Origin of the sequence: Methylorubrum salsuginis (genome assembly GCF_900114375.1) — a bacterium.
GTDB lineage: Bacteria > Pseudomonadota > Alphaproteobacteria > Rhizobiales > Beijerinckiaceae > Methylobacterium > Methylobacterium salsuginis.
The window spans coordinates 33,878-50,266 of record NZ_FOSV01000009.1 but is presented as its reverse complement, the minus strand read 5'-3'; the positions used below and the strand labels follow the sequence as shown (position 1 = coordinate 50,266).

Annotated in this window: 15 protein-coding genes; 9 read left to right on the top strand and 6 right to left on the bottom strand. The window is 69.3% G+C overall.

The window, feature by feature from the left end:
- Window positions 1–256 precede the first annotated feature (256 nt).
- The 5 genes from katG (at window position 257) to BM140_RS12330 (ending at window position 6,155) form a co-directional block, all read left to right on the top strand.
- The gene (gene katG, locus BM140_RS12350) at window positions 257–2,530 is read left to right on the top strand and encodes a catalase/peroxidase HPI (RefSeq protein WP_091946278.1); all 2,274 of its coding nucleotides are present in this window, start codon (window positions 257–259) and stop codon (window positions 2,528–2,530) included.
- A gap of 132 nt (window positions 2,531–2,662) precedes the next feature.
- On the top strand, window positions 2,663–3,436 hold the full coding sequence (locus BM140_RS12345) for an enoyl-CoA hydratase-related protein (protein ID WP_091946275.1): 774 nt from the start codon (window positions 2,663–2,665) through the stop codon (window positions 3,434–3,436).
- Window positions 3,433–4,278 (top strand): SDR family NAD(P)-dependent oxidoreductase, encoded by an 846-nt coding sequence (locus BM140_RS12340; RefSeq protein WP_091946272.1) that lies wholly within the window; start codon window positions 3,433–3,435, stop codon window positions 4,276–4,278. Before BM140_RS12345 ends, BM140_RS12340 begins: the two co-directional genes overlap by 4 nt.
- Window positions 4,275–5,129, top strand: coding sequence for an SDR family oxidoreductase (locus BM140_RS12335; RefSeq protein WP_091946270.1), 855 nt, complete (start codon window positions 4,275–4,277; stop codon window positions 5,127–5,129). Before BM140_RS12340 ends, BM140_RS12335 begins: the two co-directional genes overlap by 4 nt.
- A 21-nt stretch (window positions 5,130–5,150) precedes the next feature.
- Window positions 5,151–6,155 carry a magnesium transporter CorA family protein gene (locus tag BM140_RS12330; protein WP_091946267.1) on the top strand — a complete coding sequence of 335 codons (1,005 nt, stop codon included), beginning with the start codon at window positions 5,151–5,153 and terminating at the stop codon, window positions 6,153–6,155.
- A gap of 120 nt (window positions 6,156–6,275) precedes the next feature.
- On the opposite strand, the gene phaR is transcribed toward BM140_RS12330, so the two are convergent.
- Complete coding sequence (phaR, locus tag BM140_RS12325; protein ID WP_091946264.1) at window positions 6,276–6,869, bottom strand: polyhydroxyalkanoate synthesis repressor PhaR; 594 nt, start codon at window positions 6,867–6,869, stop codon at window positions 6,276–6,278.
- A gap of 325 nt (window positions 6,870–7,194) precedes the next feature.
- Here phaR and BM140_RS12320 point away from each other — a divergent pair, with 325 nt between their 5' ends.
- The 4 genes from BM140_RS12320 to BM140_RS12305 all read left to right on the top strand — a co-directional run bounded on the left by BM140_RS12320 (window position 7,195) and on the right by BM140_RS12305 (window position 11,340).
- Entirely contained in the window at window positions 7,195–8,379 is a 1,185-nt protein-coding gene (locus tag BM140_RS12320; RefSeq protein ID WP_091946261.1) for an acetyl-CoA C-acetyltransferase, read from the top strand.
- Window positions 8,380–8,544: 165 nt separating this feature from the next.
- Window positions 8,545–9,273, top strand: coding sequence for an acetoacetyl-CoA reductase (gene phbB, locus BM140_RS12315; protein ID WP_091946259.1), 729 nt, complete (start codon window positions 8,545–8,547; stop codon window positions 9,271–9,273).
- Between the two features lie 325 nt (window positions 9,274–9,598).
- Window positions 9,599–10,606, top strand: a complete 1,008-nt coding sequence (locus BM140_RS12310) for a lipid A biosynthesis lauroyl acyltransferase (RefSeq protein WP_091946257.1) — start codon at window positions 9,599–9,601, stop codon at window positions 10,604–10,606.
- A 17-nt stretch (window positions 10,607–10,623) separates the two neighbouring features.
- Entirely contained in the window at window positions 10,624–11,340 is a 717-nt protein-coding gene (locus tag BM140_RS12305; protein ID WP_244535406.1) for a DUF1223 domain-containing protein, read from the top strand.
- Here the strand turns inward: BM140_RS12305 and BM140_RS12300 are convergent.
- From BM140_RS12300 to BM140_RS12280, 5 genes are all read right to left on the bottom strand, one after another.
- Window positions 11,309–11,761, bottom strand: a complete 453-nt coding sequence (locus BM140_RS12300) for an FAD synthase family protein (protein ID WP_165616449.1) — start codon at window positions 11,759–11,761, stop codon at window positions 11,309–11,311. The two genes, BM140_RS12305 and BM140_RS12300, sit on opposite strands and share 32 nt — an antisense overlap.
- Window positions 11,758–12,801 carry a CDP-glycerol glycerophosphotransferase family protein gene (locus tag BM140_RS12295; RefSeq protein ID WP_091946248.1) on the bottom strand — a complete coding sequence of 348 codons (1,044 nt, stop codon included), beginning with the start codon at window positions 12,799–12,801 and terminating at the stop codon, window positions 11,758–11,760. The genes BM140_RS12300 and BM140_RS12295 overlap by 4 nt, the downstream gene beginning before the upstream one ends.
- A gap of 70 nt (window positions 12,802–12,871) precedes the next feature.
- Window positions 12,872–14,119 (bottom strand): aminopeptidase, encoded by a 1,248-nt coding sequence (locus tag BM140_RS12290; RefSeq protein WP_091946245.1) that lies wholly within the window; start codon window positions 14,117–14,119, stop codon window positions 12,872–12,874.
- A 53-nt stretch (window positions 14,120–14,172) separates the two neighbouring features.
- Window positions 14,173–14,466: a DUF2218 domain-containing protein gene (locus BM140_RS12285; RefSeq protein ID WP_091946242.1), complete on the bottom strand. Its 294-nt coding sequence runs from the start codon at window positions 14,464–14,466 to the stop codon at window positions 14,173–14,175.
- Window positions 14,467–14,844: 378 nt separating this feature from the next.
- Entirely contained in the window at window positions 14,845–16,293 is a 1,449-nt protein-coding gene (locus BM140_RS12280) for an FAD-binding oxidoreductase (protein ID WP_091946239.1), read from the bottom strand.
- Window positions 16,294–16,389: the final 96 nt, after the last annotated feature.

Here is a 16,389-nt window from a genome sequence, read left to right as displayed (position 1 = left end):
AGATCCACCCCCGACGCCGCCCTCGAAGGTGCGCCGAAATGGCGCCGGCCAAGCTCGGGAACATTCGGCGGCCTGAGCGCTTGAGGCCAGCCGTTCGAGCACCGAACAGTCCCGACGGCAGCCTTGATGGACAGGACGCTCCGGCTGCCGGCCCGATTGCCGAAGGCCGGTCGCGTCGCATCCGTGCGGGACGCGAGGCCGGATCTCGGCCCTCCCCGCCGCTTGCGCGCGCGCAGTGACGAAAAGGGGAAGGACCATGGAAACCTATACCGATGTCCTTTCGGGCAAATGCCCCTTCGGCGGGGACCGCGTCGGCGGCACGTTCGCCTCGCCGCCGACGTTGGAGCAGTGGTATCCCGACCGCCTGCGGGTCGAGACGCTGCACCAGAACGGACCGCAGGCCGACCCGCTCGGGCCCGACTTCGACTACAAGGCAGCCTTCGAATCGATCAATTACGAGGAGCTGAAAGCCGATATCCGCTCGTTCCTGACGAGTTCGGTGTCGTGGTGGCCGTCCGATTACGGCAATTACGGCCCGCAGATGATCCGCATGGCCTGGCACTCGGCCGGCACCTACCGCATCGCCGACGGGCGCGGCGGCGCCGGCGAGGGCCTCCAGCGCTTCGCCCCGATCAGCAGCTGGTGGGACAACGGCAACACCGACAAGTCCCGCCGCCTGATCTGGCCGATCAAGCAGAAATACGGCAACGCCCTGTCCTGGGCCGACCTGATGGTGCTGACCGGCACCGTCGCCCTCGAGATCATGAACTTCCCGACCTACGGCTTCGCCGGCGGTCGCCGCGACGCCTGGGAGGCCGACAACGCCACCTACTGGGGCCCGGAGCTGTGGGACCCGCACAACGTCAAGTCTCCCGACGAGATGGTGAACCGCGATAAGCGCTGGCGCGGCCAAAACGGCGACCCCGATTACGATCTGGAGCAGCCGCTCGCGGCCTCGCATCAGGCGCTGATCTACGTGAACCCGGAAGGCCCCTACGCCAGCGGCGATCCGGCTGCGTCCGCGCACGACATCCGCGTCACCTTCACCCGCATGGCGATGAACGACGTGGAGACGGTGGCGCTGATCGCGGGCGGCCACGCTTTCGGCAAGAGCCACGGCATGGTCAAGGCCGACCGGATCGGCCCGCCGCCGGAGATCGCCCCGATGGAGGCGATGGGGCTGGGCTGGCACAACCCGGAGGGCAAGGGCTCCGCCGAGCAGACGATGACGAACGGCATCGAGGGCTCGTGGGTGCCGAACCCCACCTCGTGGGACAACGACTACCTCACCAACCTCTTCAAGTTCGACTGGAAGCAGACCAAGAGCCCGGCCGGTGCCCTGCAGTGGGAGCCGACCGACCCGAATGCGCCGCGCACCCCCGACGCGCATATTCCGGGCAAGACCCATCCGCTGATGATGATGACCAGCGACATCGCGCTGAAGGTCGATCCGGTCTATCGTGAAATTTGCCAGAAGTTCCTGGAAGATTTCGACTACTTCACGCTGGAGTTCTCGAAGGCGTGGTACAAGCTCACCCACCGTGACATGGGTCCGAAGGAGCGCTATCTCGGCCCGGAGAAGAAGCTCGAGAACGACCTGATCTGGCAGGACCCGATCCCGGCGCTCGACCATCCGGTGATCGATGCCGCGGACATCTCGGCTCTCAAGGCGGAAATTCTCGCCAGCGGCCATTCGGTATCGGACCTCGCCTTCACGGCGTTCTCGTCCGCCTCGACCTACCGCAAGAGCGACAAGCGCGGCGGCGCGAACGGCGCCCGCATCGCACTCGCCCCGCAGATCGGCTGGTCGGTCAACCGCCGCGCCGTGCCGGTGATCGAGACGCTGCGGGGCGTCGCCTCGAGCTTCAACGGTAAGGCGACCGGCGGAAAGACGGTCTCGCTCGCCGACCTGATCGTGCTCGGCGGCTGCGCCGCAGTGGAGAAGGCGGCTCAAGAGGCCGGCGTCGATGTCACGGTGCCGTTCGCGCCGGGGCGGATGGACACCACGTCCGAACTCACCGACGAGGCGAGCTTCGAGTGGCTGAAGCCCGTGGTCGACGGTTTCCGCAACTACATCGACGACCGCTTCGCCGAGATCACGGGCGGAAAGGTCGCACCCGAGGAGGTCTTCCTCGACCGGGCGAACCTCCTGGCGCTTACCGCCCCCGAATGGGTGGTGCTGGCCGGCGGCACCCGCGCGCTCAACCTGAACCACGACGGCTCGAACCACGGCATCTTCACCGACCGCGTCGGCGTGCTGACCAACGACTTCTTCACCGTGCTGACCAGCATGGACTATGAGTGGAAGAAGGCGGACCCGGCCGGAATGTCCTTCACCCTCGACGACCGCGAAAGCGGGCAGACGAAGTACACGGCCACCCGCTGCGACCTCGTCTTCGGTTCGAACGCGCAACTGCGCGCGGTGACGGAGGTCTATGCCGGCGCCGACGGACACAAGCGCTTCGTGCGCGATTTCGTGAAGGTCTGGGACAAGGTGATGAACCTCGACCGGTTCGACCTGCGGGTCTGATCGGACGGCCGTCGTTGGAGCGAGCGGGCGGCCGGTTGGCCGCCCGTTTTCCGTTCGAGGCGACCACCCCTCGACAATCCCCGCCATCCGTCCGAAGGAGAGGCGGGGCAGGGCGCGGGGAGCTTTTCGCGCATGAGCGGGCAAACCAGCGAGCACGTCATCGTCGAGGACCGTGCGGACGGCGTGCGGCTGATCCGGATGAACCGTCCGGAGAAGAAGAACGCGCTGACCGGCGCCATGTACGACGCCCTGCGCGAGGCACTCGCCGAGGCGGACAAATCCGAAAAAGTCGGCGCGGTGGTGCTGGCCGGGCTGCCCGGTGCCTTCACCGCCGGCAACGATCTGGCCGACTTCGTCGCGGCGGCGAAGGGCGGCTCGTTCTTCGATATGCCGGCCCTGCACTTCATCCGGCAGCTCGCCCGCACCCGCACGCCGCTGGTGGCGGCCATCGACGGGCTCGCGGTCGGCGTCGGCACCACCCTCTGCCTGCATTGCGACCTCGTCTTCGTCGGGCCGCAGAGCCGGTTTCGCATGCCCTTCGTCGAACTCGGCCTCGTGCCGGAGGCCGCCGCGAGCTACCTGCTGCCGCGCCGGATCGGCATCGCGCGGGCCTCGGCCCTGCTGCTCCTGTCGGAAACCTTCGACGCCGAGACCGCCGTGTCGCTCGGCCTCGCCAACGCGCTCCTGCCCTCCGACGAGGTGGAGGCGCATGCACTCGAAAAAGCCGCCCGGCTCGCCACCCTGCCGCGGGAGGCGGTGGCGGCGACGCGGGCGCTGATCCGCGGGGATCAGGCGGCGGTGGAGGCCGCGATCGAGGCGGAGGCGCAAGCCTTCTCCGAGCGGCTGGCCTCGGAGGAGGCGCAAGCCGCCTTCGCCCGCTTCCTGTCCGGTGCACGCAAGCCGTGAGCCTGCCTTTGCGCGGAAAGGTCTGCCTCGTCGCCGGGGCCTCGCGCGGGGTCGGGCGGGGCATCGCCCGGGGCCTCGGCGAGGCCGGCGCGACCGTGATCGTCACCGCCCGCTCCTCCGAGACCGGGCGGCGCACCGAGACCCGGCCCGAGACCATCGAGGACGCGGCCCGCGCCGTCGATGCGGCGGGAGGCGAGGGGCACCACTACCTGTGCGACCACACCAGCGAGCGTCAGGTGGACGAGTTGGTCCACTGGGCCCTGCGTCGCTTCGGCCGGATCGATGTGGCGGTCTCCAGCGTCTGGGGCGGCAACGAGGGCTATGACGGCGAGCGCTATCCCGACGGGGCGAGCTGGGGCACGCCGTTCTGGCGCCGCTCGGCCGAGCCGTTTTCGGGGTTTCTGGGGACCGGCCCCTATCCGGGGCTGCTGCTGGCGCGCGCTGTGGCGCCCGCCATGGTGTCGGCGAAGAGCGGGCTCTTCGCCTTCGTCTCGTTCGGCACCGAGGATTATCTCGGCGACCTCTATTACGATCTCGCCAAGTCGGTGACGAACCGCCTCGCCTTCGCCTGCGCGGCGGAGCTGAAGCCGCACGGCGTCTGCGCTCTGGGCCTCTCGCCGGGTTTCGTGGCCACCGAGCGGGTGCGCGACGCGGGCCAGACCGAGATGGCGACCGAGAGCCCACTCTATGCCGGCCGGGCGCTCGCCGCGCTCGCCGCCGACCCGGACGTACTGACCCGGGCCGGCGCCATCCTCCATGCCGGGGACTTGGCGCAAGACTACGGCTTCACCGACGAAGACGGGCGCCGTCCGGAGCGCTTCCGCATCGCGAGGGACGCATGAGCCTCCAGGGAAAGACGCTGTTCATCACCGGCGCCTCGCGCGGCATCGGGCTCGCCATCGGCCTGCGCGCCGCCCGCGACGGCGCCAACGTCGCGATCGCGGCCAAGACCGACACGCCGCATCCGAAGCTGGAGGGCACGATCCACACGGCGGCCGAGGCCATCGAGCGGGCCGGCGGCAAGGCCCTGCCGATGGTGGTCGATGTCAGAGACGAAGACGCGGTCAAAGATGCGCTCGACCAAACAGCCAAAAAATTCGGTGGGATCGACATCGTCGTGAACAACGCCAGCGCGATCTCGCTGACGAACACGGCCAACACCGAGATGAAGCGCTACGACCTGATGCATCAGATCAACGCGCGCGGCACCTTCATGGTCAGCAAGCACGCGATCCCGCATCTGGAGAAGGCCGACAACCCGCACATCCTGATGCTGTCGCCGCCGCTCGACATGGCGCAGAAGTGGTTTTCGCCGCATCTCGCCTACACCATGGCGAAGTTCGGCATGTCGCTGTGCGTGCTCGGGCTCTCGGGCGAATTGCGGGGCAAGGGCATCGCGGTCAACGCCCTGTGGCCGCGCACCACCATCGCCACGGCGGCGGTGCAGAACCTGCTCGGGGGCGACGCCCTGATGCAGGCGAGCCGCACGCCCGAAATCATGGCGGATGCCGCCCACGCGCTGTTCCTGAAGCCGTCCCGCGAGACCACCGGCCGCTTCCTCATCGACGACAGCTTCCTGGCCGAGCAGGGTGTCACGGAGTTTTCAAAATATCGCGTCACAGCGGGCGTCCCCCTTGCGCCGGACTTCTTCGTGCCGGATGCGAGCGAGCCGCCGCCCGGCGCCCTCGACTGAAGCCCGATCCCGAGTCCGCCCTTGATCTTCATCCACCAGCCGGTCCCCGGCGGCGCGCAGACCCTGCTGGAGCGCCGCCCCCTGGAATTGCAGGACGCGATCCCCGAGGACACGGTCTGGCTCGACATGATCCGCCCGACCCGCGAGGAGGACGTGAAGGTCGAATCCTTCATGGGCATCCAAGTGCCGACACGGGAGGAGATGAAGGACATCGAGCCGTCCGAGCTCCTCTATGTCGAGGAGGGCGCCCGCTACATGACGGGGCGTGTGCTCTCGAAGGTGAGCGATTCCGAGGAGCCGGGACTTGCCGGCATCACCTTCATCCTGCGCGGCAACCGCCTCGTGACGGTGCGCTACGAGGAGCCGCAGGCGTTCCGGATGTACGCCCAGCGTGCGGGCCGCACCACCGGCAACGGCCCCTCGCGCTCGACCACCGGCGAGACGATCCTGGCCGGGCTGATCGAGGCGGTGATCGACCGCGCGGCCGACGTGCTCCAGTTGCAAGGCGAGCGCATCGACCGATTGTCGCGAAAAATCTTCGAGGAGCGGGACGATCCGTCGGCCCGCAACACCGCCCTGCAGGACACTTTGCGCGCGCTGGGGCGGCACGGCGACCTGATCTCGAAGCAGCGCGAGAGCCTCGTCTCGATGGAGCGCATCCTGCTCTCGCTCTCGGCGACCTACCGCACCAGCAAGGCGCCGCGCGAGTTGCGCGAGGACGTACGCTCCACCTTGCGCGACCTCCAGTCGCTGGAAGAGCACGCGACCTTCCTCTCGTCCAAGATCCAGTTCCTGCTCGACGCGACGCTCGGGCTGGTGAACCTCGAGCAGAACAACATCATCAAGCTGTTCTCGGTCATGGCGGTGGTGTTCATGCCGCCCACCCTGATCGCCTCGATCTACGGCATGAACTTCGAGATCATGCCGGAGCTGAAATGGCACTTCGGCTACCCGTCCGCCGTGGTGATGATGGTGGTGGCGGCGGTGCTGCCCTACGTATTCTTCCGCTGGAAGAAGTGGCTGTAGAGCCTCGGCCCGAACGACGGGAACCGGCTTTCCGAGCGAGCCGATACCGCATGGGAAGACGCAAGAAGGCCCTGGATCCGGGATCCAGGGCCTTCTTGCGTCGGCGGGTCGGGTCGAACCTTACTTCCGCGCCAGCGAGTCCAGCCGCGCCTGCATCTCGGCCATCTGCTTCTTCAGCTCGTCGAGATCGCCACCGCCGGTGACAGGGGCGGGGGGCGTCGCGGGCGGGGTGGCGGGCGGGGCAGGGGGGCCGAAGCCGCCGGTGAACATCTTCATGGCGTCGCCGAAGAAGGTCATGTTCGCCCGGACCTGCTCCTGCACCGCCTGCTGGAAGGCGGAGGGGCCGAAGCTCTGGGCCAGCTTCTCGCGCAGGCCGTCCTGGTCCTTGGCGAAGTTCGCCATGGAGAATTCGAGGAAGCTCGGCACCATGGTGCGCATGCTGTCGCCGTAGAAGCGAATCAGCTGGCGCAGGAAGGCCACCGGCAACAGGTTGTCGTCGCCGGCCTTGTTCTCCTGCTCGAAGATGATCTGCGTCAGCACCGAGCGGGTGATGTCGTCGCCCGAGCGCGCGTCGTAGACGATGAAATCCTCGCCGTTCTGCACCATCGTGGCGAGGTCTTCGAGGGTGACGTAGGTCGACGTGCCGGTGTGGTAGAGTCGCCGGTTGGCGTATTTCTTGATGACGGTCTGGTGCGCCCTGCCGCTCTCGGCCATCGCTGAGACGCCTCCCGCTTCGCTCATGAGTCCGCGCAAAGCTCACCGCTCCGCTTACGTTGCCGGCCGCCCGCGCGCGGGCGGGCTTTTCTTTCGTCCGAAGACGACCTTAAGGCACTCGCCCGGCGTCGAAAACAGCAATTTATCTCTTGTCCCGAAGATTCCCGCCGCGCCGTCCCCACTTCCACGCGACGAAGAGGCGGGGTTGTCTGCGCTCTGGCTTGACTTCGGGTGTCTCGCGCTCTTCATCCGGTGAACGGCAGGCCGCGCGCCGGACGCTTCGAGTCCTCTCATGATCGCGCCGCCGGAACGAGGAGAACGCACGATGGCAGCCAGCGAAGATATCGTCATTGTCGGGGCGGCGCGCACGCCGGTCGGCTCGTTCGCGGGCGCCTTCGGCAGCGTGCCGGCCCACGAACTCGGCGCGGTGGCGATCAAGGCCGCCCTGGAGCGGGCCGGCGTCTCGCCCGACGACGTGGACGAGGTGATCTTCGGCCAGGTGCTCACCGCCGCCGCCGGCCAGAACCCGGCCCGTCAGGCCGCCATCGCCGCGGGCATCCCCGAGAAGGCCACCGCCTGGGGCCTCAACCAGGTCTGCGGTTCGGGCCTGCGCACCGTCGCGGTCGGCATGCAGCAGATCGCCAACGGCGACGCCACGGTCATCGTCGCGGGCGGCCAGGAATCGATGTCGCTCAGCCCCCACGCGCAGTACCTGCGCGCCGGCCAGAAGATGGGCGACATGAAGCTCGTCGACACCATGATCAAGGACGGCCTGTGGGACGCCTTCAACGGCTACCACATGGGTCAGACCGCCGAGAACGTGGCTCAGGCCTTCCAGCTCACCCGTGAGCAGCAGGACGAGTTCGCGGTCCGCTCGCAGAACAAGGCCGAGGCCGCCCGCAAGGAGGGCCGCTTCAAGGAGGAGATCGCCCCCGTCACCGTGAAGGGCCGCAAGGGCGACGTCGTCGTCGACACCGACGAGTACATCCGCGACGGCGCCACCGTCGAGGCGATGGCCAAGCTCAAGCCCGCCTTCACCAAGGACGGCACGGTGACCGCCGCCAACGCGTCCGGCCTCAACGACGGCGCCGCCGCCCTCGTGCTGATGTCGGCCTCGGAAGCCGAGAAGCGCGGGATCAAGCCGCTCGCCAAGATCGTGTCCTGGGCGACCGCGGGCGTCGATCCGAAGGTGATGGGCACCGGCCCGATCCCGGCCTCGCGCAAGGCCCTGGAGAAGGCCGGCTGGAAGCCGTCCGACCTCGACCTGATCGAGGCCAACGAGGCCTTCGCGGCCCAGGCGCTCGCGGTCAACAAGGACATGGGCTGGGACGACGCGAAGGTGAACGTCAACGGCGGCGCCATCGCCATCGGCCACCCGATCGGCGCGTCCGGCGCCCGCGTCCTCATCACCCTGCTGCACGAGCTGAAGCGCCGCGACGCCAGGAAGGGCCTCGCCACCCTCTGCATCGGCGGCGGCATGGGCGTCGCCATGTGCGTCGAGCGCGTCTGAGCCGGCTTCCGGGAGGGCCGCACGGCCCTTCCGGACCTCAAGAAAATTTGCGCAAATCCGCTTTGACCGCAGCGGAAATTTAAATGGCGTGCCGCCCCCGGCAGGGCCGGGTTAGAAGCACAGCCACGGTCCGATCAGAACACGACCCAACACACGGAGGAAACCATGGCTCAGGAACGCGTCGCCCTCGTCACGGGCGGAACGCGCGGCATCGGCGCCGCCATCTCCAAGCGCCTGAAGGAGAAGGGCTACAAGGTCGCCGCCAATTACGGCGGCAACGACGAGGCCGCCAACGCCTTCAAGGCCGAGACCGGCATCCCGGTGTTCAAGTTCGACGTCGGCGATCTGGCGAGCTGCGAAGCCGGCATCAAGGCGATCGAGGCCGAGGTCGGCCCGATCGACATCCTGGTCAACAACGCCGGCATCACCCGCGACGGCGCCTTCCACAAGATGACCTTCGAGAAGTGGCAGGCGGTCATCAAGACCAACCTCGACTCGATGTTCACCTGCACCCGCCCGCTGATCGAGGGCATGCGCTCGCGCGGCTTCGGCCGGATCATCATCATCTCGTCGATCAACGGCCAGAAGGGCCAGGCCGGCCAGACCAACTACTCCGCCGCCAAGGCCGGCGTGATCGGCTTCGCCAAGGCCCTGGCGCAGGAGAGCGCCTCCAAGGGCATCACCGTGAACGTGATCGCGCCGGGCTACATCGCCACCGAGATGGTGATGGCCGTGCCGGAGGACATCCGCAACAAGATCATCTCGACGATCCCGACCGGCCGCCTCGGCGAGGCCGACGAGATCGCCCACGCGGTCGAGTACCTGGCGGCGGACGAGGCCGGCTTCGTCAACGGCTCGACCATCACCATCAACGGCGGTCAGCACTTCGTCTGATCGACCGCTTCCGGCGCCTGCGGGGCGGCGGTCGTCCGCCGGACGTAGGAAACAGGACCGACGGTCTTGGTCCCTACGACGCGATGAAGAGCACGATCTTGCGAGCGAGAGCCGCCGGCCCGGAGACGGGCCGGCGGCTCTCGCGCATTCTAAACCCTGCGGCAGCCGGGACGATTCGGAAATCCGGATGGCCCTGATGCGGCAAACTCTCTGGATACAAAATGGAAAATGTCGCATCCGCCCGTGCGGCGCGCGTGCTACTGGTACCGCTGAACCATGACAGCCGGTATCCAATCGATCATGCCCACGCCTCGATGAGCCGCCCGTGCTGCGTCTCGCGCTGATCCTCCGGCGCAACCTGCCACGGCTGGCGGGCTTCGCGACCGTTCCGCTGATCCGGATCGTTTTCTGGCTCGCCCGTGCCCTGGGCACCGACCGGGCGAGCGATGTCGGCGGCCGGATCACCCGCACGCTCGGGCCCCGCCTGCCCTCGCACCGGACCGCGATGGCCAATCTCCGCGCCGCCTATCCCGAGTGGGACGAGGCGCAGTTGCAGGCGATCGCGCGGGAGGCCTGGGACAATCTCGGCCGCACCGGCGCCGAATACGCCCATCTCGACACGATCTTCGACCACGATCCCGCCGATCCGGCGAGCCAGCGCATGGAGGTGCGGGGGGCCGAATATTTCGAGGCGATCCGCGACGACGGCAAGCCGGGACTGATCTTTTCGGCGCATCTCGCCAACTGGGAGCTGCCGGCGATCTGCGCCCAAAAGTTCGGGCTGGAGACGACGGCGGTGTTTCGCCCGCCGAACAACCCGGCCGCCGCGCAGCTGGTGCAGGAGGTGCGCCGCAAGACCATGGGGGGGCTGGCCGCCTCCGGCCCCGGCGCGGTCTTCGCCATGCAGGGCGCGGTGGAGCGGGGCGGGCATCTCGGCCAGTTGATCGACCAGCACTTCACCCGCGGCGTGGTGGTGCGCTTCTTCGACCGGCCGGTGCTGGTCAACCCGCTGCTCGGCAAGCTCGCCCGCCATCACGATTGCCCGGTCCACGGGGTTCGCGTGGTGCGCAAGGACGGCGGGCGTTTCCTGCTCGAGCTGACGCCGGCCCTCGACCTGCCCCGTGGACCGGACGGGCTGATCGACGTGCAGGGCGCGATGCAGGCGATGACCTCGGTCATCGAGGCGTGGGTGCGCGAGCATCCCGGCCAGTGGCTGTGGATGCACCGCCGCTGGCGGCCCTCGATGCTGCCGAAGGGGGCCGCGACGCCCCCGATCCCGGCGTCGAACCCGGTCGCCACCGAGCCCGCCCTCGACGCGGCGCGGGGCCGCTGATGCGGAGCGCGCGGGCGGTGCTGCTTGCGACGGCCCTCGCGCTCCCCGTCCGCCCGGCCTCCGCCGGTCCCGAGCCCGCCCCGCCGGTGCGGGCGGTGGTCGAGATGTTCACGAGCCAGGGCTGCTCCGCCTGCCTCGCCGCCGACCGCTTGGCCGGCGAGTTCAGCCGCGAGCCGGGCCTGCTCGCGCTGACCGTGCCGGTGACCTACTGGGACTATCTCGGCTGGAAGGACACGCTGGCCGAGCACGCCTTCGACGAGCGCCAGCGCGCCTACGCCGTCCAGAACCGCTTTCACCAACTCGCCACGCCGCAGGCGGTGGTGAGCGGCCGCGAGCTGATCCCCGGCTCCGACCGGAGCCGGCTGTCGCGCCTCGTCGCGGAATCCGGGCCGTTGCCGGTGCGGGTGAAGGTGTGCGAGCGCAACGACCACATCGTCATCGACATCGAGGCCGATTCCACGGCGCGTCCGGCGGAGATCTGGCTGGTGCCGGTCGTCCGCAGCCGCCCGGTGGTGATCGGGCACGGTGCCAACGAGGGGCGCGTGGCCGTCTACGCCAACGTCGTGCGGGGCTTCCATCGGGTCGGGACGTGGACCGGCGCGGCGACCCGGTTCGAGCTGTCCCGCGCCACCGCCCGGATCAACGGCGCAGACGGCTACGCCGTGCTCTTGCAGGCGAGCGGTCCGAATCGGGCCGGGCGGATTATCGGGGCCGCGAAGGGGCCGGGCCTGTAGGGCTTCCGCCGATCTGATCGGCGAGCCGGCGGCGCAGCAGCGTCGAGGAGATGCCCGGCGTGTAGGGGATCTCGGCCCGCATCGCCTCCGGCAGGTCCGCGCAATCGGCGCGCTTCACCGCGAGTTCGGCGGCATCCGCTCCGCCATAGGCGTAGAGGTCGTGGCCGAACCGCGCCAGGAAGGCGCGATCGATCACCTTCGGGCCGTCGGTCACCACCGCATCGACATGGCGGCAGGACGCGACCATCTCGACGCGCTCCTCCAGGGTCAGCAACGGCGGGCGCCCCTTGTAGGCCGCCACTCGCGCATCGGGCACGACGCAGACCGTGAGCCGGTCGCCCAAGGCCCGGGCGGCGGCGAAGAAGCGGACATGGCCGGGATGGAACAGGTCGACCACGACCTTGGCGTAGACCGAAGTCATCCTCGTCCATTCTCCTGGCGTGTCTCGCGCAAGATCCGTTCGGCGGCGGCCCCCACCCGGTCGAGAGCGCAGCCGTCGGTGCGCTCGCCGAACAGGTCGGCGCGCCGCTCCATCCGTGCCGCCTCGTTGCGCTCCGGGTCGGCCAGCGCCGTCAGGACAGCGGTGGCCAGCTCGCCGACGAACTCGACCCGGGTCCCGATGTCGCGCCAACGCCACTCGATGCCGTCGGGGTCGTAGCATTCGGGCGTCGCGAAGCGCTCGGGGTTGTCGATGAGTACGATCGGGCGGTTGAGCGCGAGAAAGTGGAAAATCGCCGAGGAGGCGTCGGAGACCAGAAGGTCGGCCCCGAGCAGGGCCGGTATCAGGTCGGCCTCGGGCGGATGGACGATGACGTTGGGGTGGTTCCTGGCACAGTCGCGCCACGTCTCGATCCACTCGGGCGCCGCCACCGCGATGTGGGGATGGGGCTTGATGAGGATGCCGACCCCATCCTCGGCGCCGCGCATCAGCGTCACCAGCGCGTCGCCGAGCATCGGCGCGGAGGACAGCGAGGGGTTCCAGGTCGGCGCGTAGACGAGGCTGGCCGTGCAGCCCGGCACCCGGACGCCGTCGCGGCCGGACGCGCCGGCAAACAGCGGATCGGCCTGGATCAGCCCGGTCGGGAGGAAGCCGCGGCGCGGCACGTGGCCCCGCGCGGTCAAGCGCGCGGCGGCGGCCTCACTCGCGACGCAGACGTAATCGGCCGCGCCGTAGGTCTGGCCGGGCACGTTCTTGCTGATGAGGCCGTGGCCGACATGCAGGATCAGGGCGTCGGGCAGACGGGCGCGCAGATGCACCGCGGTGCCGGCATCGGCCACGACGACGAGGTCCGGGACGCGCTCCCGCTGCCAGGAGCCGTCGTCCCAGGCGGCCTCGAACGCCGCCATGGTCAGGCCGAGGACCTCGTTATCGGCACCGAGGCGGACGGCGAGCGGGCCCAGGATCGGGGTGTGCCATCGATATTGATGGATCACCAGAACGAAGGACCGGTCGGATGTCATGAACTCGCGGCGCTGCGGCGAAGGGGCCGTTGCTTAAGCCAAACGCACCGCCGCGCGAAAGGGCGATCCTTCAGACCCACTCGCCCTTGCGCATCACCGGCACGGCCTCGCCCGTCGCGGTGAGGCCGTCGACGTCGATTTCGGCCGAGCCGATCATCCAATCGATGTGGATCAGGCTGCGGTTGGCGCCGCGGTCGGTCAGGTCGGCCTCGCTCAGGCCCTCGCCGCCGTTCAGGAAACACTTCGAATAGGCTTGGCCCAGCGCGATGTGGCTCGCGGCGTTCTCGTCGTAGAGGGTGTTGTAGAACAGGAGACCCGAGGCCGAGATCGCGGAAGACGCCGGCACCAGGGCGACCTCGCCGAGGCGGGCGGCGCCCTCGTCGGTCTCCAACACCTTGGCGAGCACGTCGGCGCCGGTGCGAGCGGTGGCCTCGACGATGCGCCCTTCGGAGAAGCGCACGCGGATATCGTCGATCAGCGTGCCCTGGTAGGACAGGGGCTTGGTGCTCGACACGAACCCCTCGACCCGATCCTTGTGCGGGGTGGTGAAGACCTCTTCCGTCGGGATGTTGGCGTTGCAGACGATGCCGTTCTTGGCGGTCGTGGCACCGCCGCACCATTCATGGTCGTCGGCGAGCCCCACCGTCAGGTCGGTGCCGGGGCCGGTGAAGCGGAGCGCGGAGAACCGCGAAGCATTGAGCCGCTCGGTGCGGGCGCGCAGATCGGCGTTATGCGACGCCCAAGCCGAGACCGGGTCCGGCCCGTCGATGCGCGAGGCGGCGAACACCGCGTCCCACAACCGCGCCAGCGCCTCGTCCTCGAGAAGGTCGGGGAAGACCGTGCGGGCCCAGGGCTTGGTCGCGGCCGAGACGATGGTCCAGTTGGTCGAAAACCCCGCGATCAGTTCCAGCGCCGGCACGTAGGCGCGGGAGCGCGCCCGGTTGGCGCGGGCGACCTTGGCGGGGTCCTGGCCGGCGAGCAGCGAGGGGTCGTCGCCGGAGATGGCGAGCCGCGCGGCGCCGTTGCGGTAGGCGTCGGCCATGCCCGCATAGAGCCAGCCCGCGGCGTGGTCGAAGGCCGCGTCGGGGGCATGGGCGAAGCGGGCGAGCGTCGCGGCGTCGTCCGCGTAGAAGGTGGTGACCAGCGAGGCGCCGGCCCGGTAGGCGTGCTCGGTGATGGCGCGGGCGAGCGGCACCGCCTCGAGGGGCGCCGTCATCACCAGTTCCTGGCCGGGCTTCAACCCAAGGCCGACCCGGACCGCTACCTCGGCCAGCCTGTCGAGGCGCTCGGTGAAGGCGGGGAGGGGGGTGGCGGTCATCGTGGAGCCTTCCTTGCGGGTCGTCCCGATGCGCGCCGGCCCTCAGGGTCGTATCAGGCGGCGCGCGACCATGTGATCTCGCCCAGATTCTCCCGGAAGGCAAAGCGCAGGAGATGGTCGGAGACGACGTTTTCCAGCCGGGTCAGGGCGGCGGGGTCGGGCGTGGCGACGCGCATCAGCAGGGCGTCGGCACTGGCCTCGAAGGTGCAGATGCGGTCCTCGCCGAAGGGCACGCGGCCATGCTCCTCGTTCGCCTCGACGGGGAACTTGTGGCTCCAGTGGCGGCAGAGCTGCTTCAGGTAACGGCTCGCTTCCGCGGTCGGAACACGGGCCTGGGAGGTGGGCATGTCGATCTCCTTTCGGAAGCTTCCGGGTCGAACGGATCGCCGGCGCGAGGCGCCGAGCTCTCCGATGCGCCGCAGCGCAGCATGGGGGATGAGGTAAGTGTGCCATGCGACGAAACCGAGGCGGGAAAACCCGCCGAGCCTCGCCGTTTCAGGCGATTGTCGGGCCGCAATGGTTAACGCTTCCATCATCCGGGCCGCGTTTCCGGTTGCGCGCAAGGCTGATTCCCCACGCTTTGGGGGAGGATCATGCCGATTTCTTGTGCGATGCACAATGACCGTTGGAGTACCGAGACGGCTGGCGCAGGCCCTGGTGTGCGCGGCCTCACAGGACGAATGCCGCCGCGCGGTCGCATCGTTCCCGCAACGCGGCCTTGCGTCTCACACCGGCAGGGCGGGGGGCGGGTCGTTGGAGAGCGCCACGACCTTGCCGGGGTTGAGCAGATCGTGCGGATCGAGGGCGGCCTTGAGGCGGCGCATCAGGTCGAGGCCGACCGGGTCGGCGGTACGAGCGAGTTCGTCGCGCTTGATCAGGCCGACGCCGTGCTCGGCGGCGATCGAACCGTCCATCCGCTCGACGATGCCGTGGACGATGTCGTTGAAGCGGGCCCACTCGGCCAGGAACGCCGCCTTGTCCATGCCGATGGGCTGGGTGAGGTTGAAGTGGATGTTGCCGTCGCCGAAATGCCCGAACGGGCAAGGGCGCAGGCCCGGCATCGCGGCAAGACACGCCGCTTCCGCCTCTTCCAGGAAGTCGGCGAGCCGGGACAGCGGCAGCGATACGTCGTGCTTGATCGAGCCGCCCTCGGCCTTCTGCACCTCCGGCAGCATCTCGCGCAGGCGCCACAGGGCGGCGTCCTGGGCCGCGGAGCCGCCGATGGTGGCGTCCTCGACGAGACCCGCCTCCATCGCCTCGGCGAGCAACGCCTCCAGTTCGGAGCGGGTGTCGGCGCCGGGGCGCGGCGAGGAGAGCTCCACCAGAGCGTAGGCCGCGTGCTGGCCTTCCAGCGGCGCCCGCACATCGATGCCGTGGCGCAGGACCATCTCCAGGCCGAAGCGGGGGATGTACTCGAAGGCGGTCAGCCCCCGGTCGGCCCCGGCCCGCAGCCGCTCGAACAGGGCGAGCGCCGCGCGGGCCGAGGGCAGGCCGACGAAGCCGACGCTGCGCGACAGGACGCGTGGAAACAGCTTCAGGGTCGCGGCGGTGATGATGCCGAGCGTGCCCTCCGAGCCAATGAAGGCGTGCTTGAGGTCGTAGCCGGCGTTGTTCTTGCGCAAAGCCTTCAGCCCGTTCCAGACGCGCCCGTCGGCGAGCACGACTTCGAGGCCGAGGACGAGGTCGCGGGCATTGCCGTAGGCCAGAACCGCGAGCCCCCCGGCATTGGTGGCGATGCCGCCGCCGATGCGGGCCGTGCCCTCGGCCGCCCAGGACAGGGGAAAGAGCATTCCGGCCTCTTCCGCCGCCGCCTGCACGTCGGCGAGGATCATGCCGGCCTCCACCGTCATGCTGGCGCCCAGCGGATCGACCGCGCGCAGGCGGTTCAGGCGGTTCAGCGAGAGCACGATCCCGCCGAACGGCACGCCGCCGCCGACGAGCCCGGTATTGCCGCCCTGGGCCGTCACCGGCACCCGCGCCTGCGCGCAGGCCGCGACCGTGAACGCCACCTCCGCGGTGCTGCCCGGCTCGACCAGGGCCAGCGCGTGGCCGCGATAGAGCCCGCGGGACTCGACGAGATGCGGCGCCAAGGCCTCCGCGTCGGCCCGCACATGGCGCGCGCCGAGCCGCTCCGTGAGGGTGGCGATGAGGCGCGCGGAAGAGGTGTCGGGCATCGGTGGGCAGGGGCCTCGGAACGGGTCGGGGATGATAGGCCGCCCGGCCAGTTTTTGCACGGACGGCCACGGCACGCGGGAAGCCCCTTCGCCGTT

Bases quoted from the DNA above. Each gene is read 5' to 3' on its own strand.
- phbB (WP_091946259.1), top strand. From the start codon at position 8,545: ATGGCTCAGGAACGCGTCGCCCTCGTCACGGGCGGAACGCGCGGCATC.
- BM140_RS12320 (WP_091946261.1), top strand. From the start codon at position 7,195: ATGGCAGCCAGCGAAGATATCGTCATTGTCGGGGCGGCGCGCACGCCG.
- katG (WP_091946278.1), top strand. From the start codon at position 257: ATGGAAACCTATACCGATGTCCTTTCGGGCAAATGCCCCTTCGGCGGG.
- BM140_RS12335 (WP_091946270.1), top strand. From the start codon at position 4,275: ATGAGCCTCCAGGGAAAGACGCTGTTCATCACCGGCGCCTCGCGCGGC.
- BM140_RS12280 (WP_091946239.1), bottom strand. From the start codon at position 16,293: ATGCCCGACACCTCTTCCGCGCGCCTCATCGCCACCCTCACGGAGCGG.
- BM140_RS12285 (WP_091946242.1), bottom strand. From the start codon at position 14,466: ATGCCCACCTCCCAGGCCCGTGTTCCGACCGCGGAAGCGAGCCGTTAC.
- BM140_RS12290 (WP_091946245.1), bottom strand. From the start codon at position 14,119: ATGACCGCCACCCCCCTCCCCGCCTTCACCGAGCGCCTCGACAGGCTG.
- phaR (WP_091946264.1), bottom strand. From the start codon at position 6,869: ATGGCCGAGAGCGGCAGGGCGCACCAGACCGTCATCAAGAAATACGCC.
- BM140_RS12300 (WP_165616449.1), bottom strand. From the start codon at position 11,761: ATGACTTCGGTCTACGCCAAGGTCGTGGTCGACCTGTTCCATCCCGGC.
- BM140_RS12295 (WP_091946248.1), bottom strand. From the start codon at position 12,801: ATGACATCCGACCGGTCCTTCGTTCTGGTGATCCATCAATATCGATGG.
- BM140_RS12345 (WP_091946275.1), top strand. From the start codon at position 2,663: ATGAGCGGGCAAACCAGCGAGCACGTCATCGTCGAGGACCGTGCGGAC.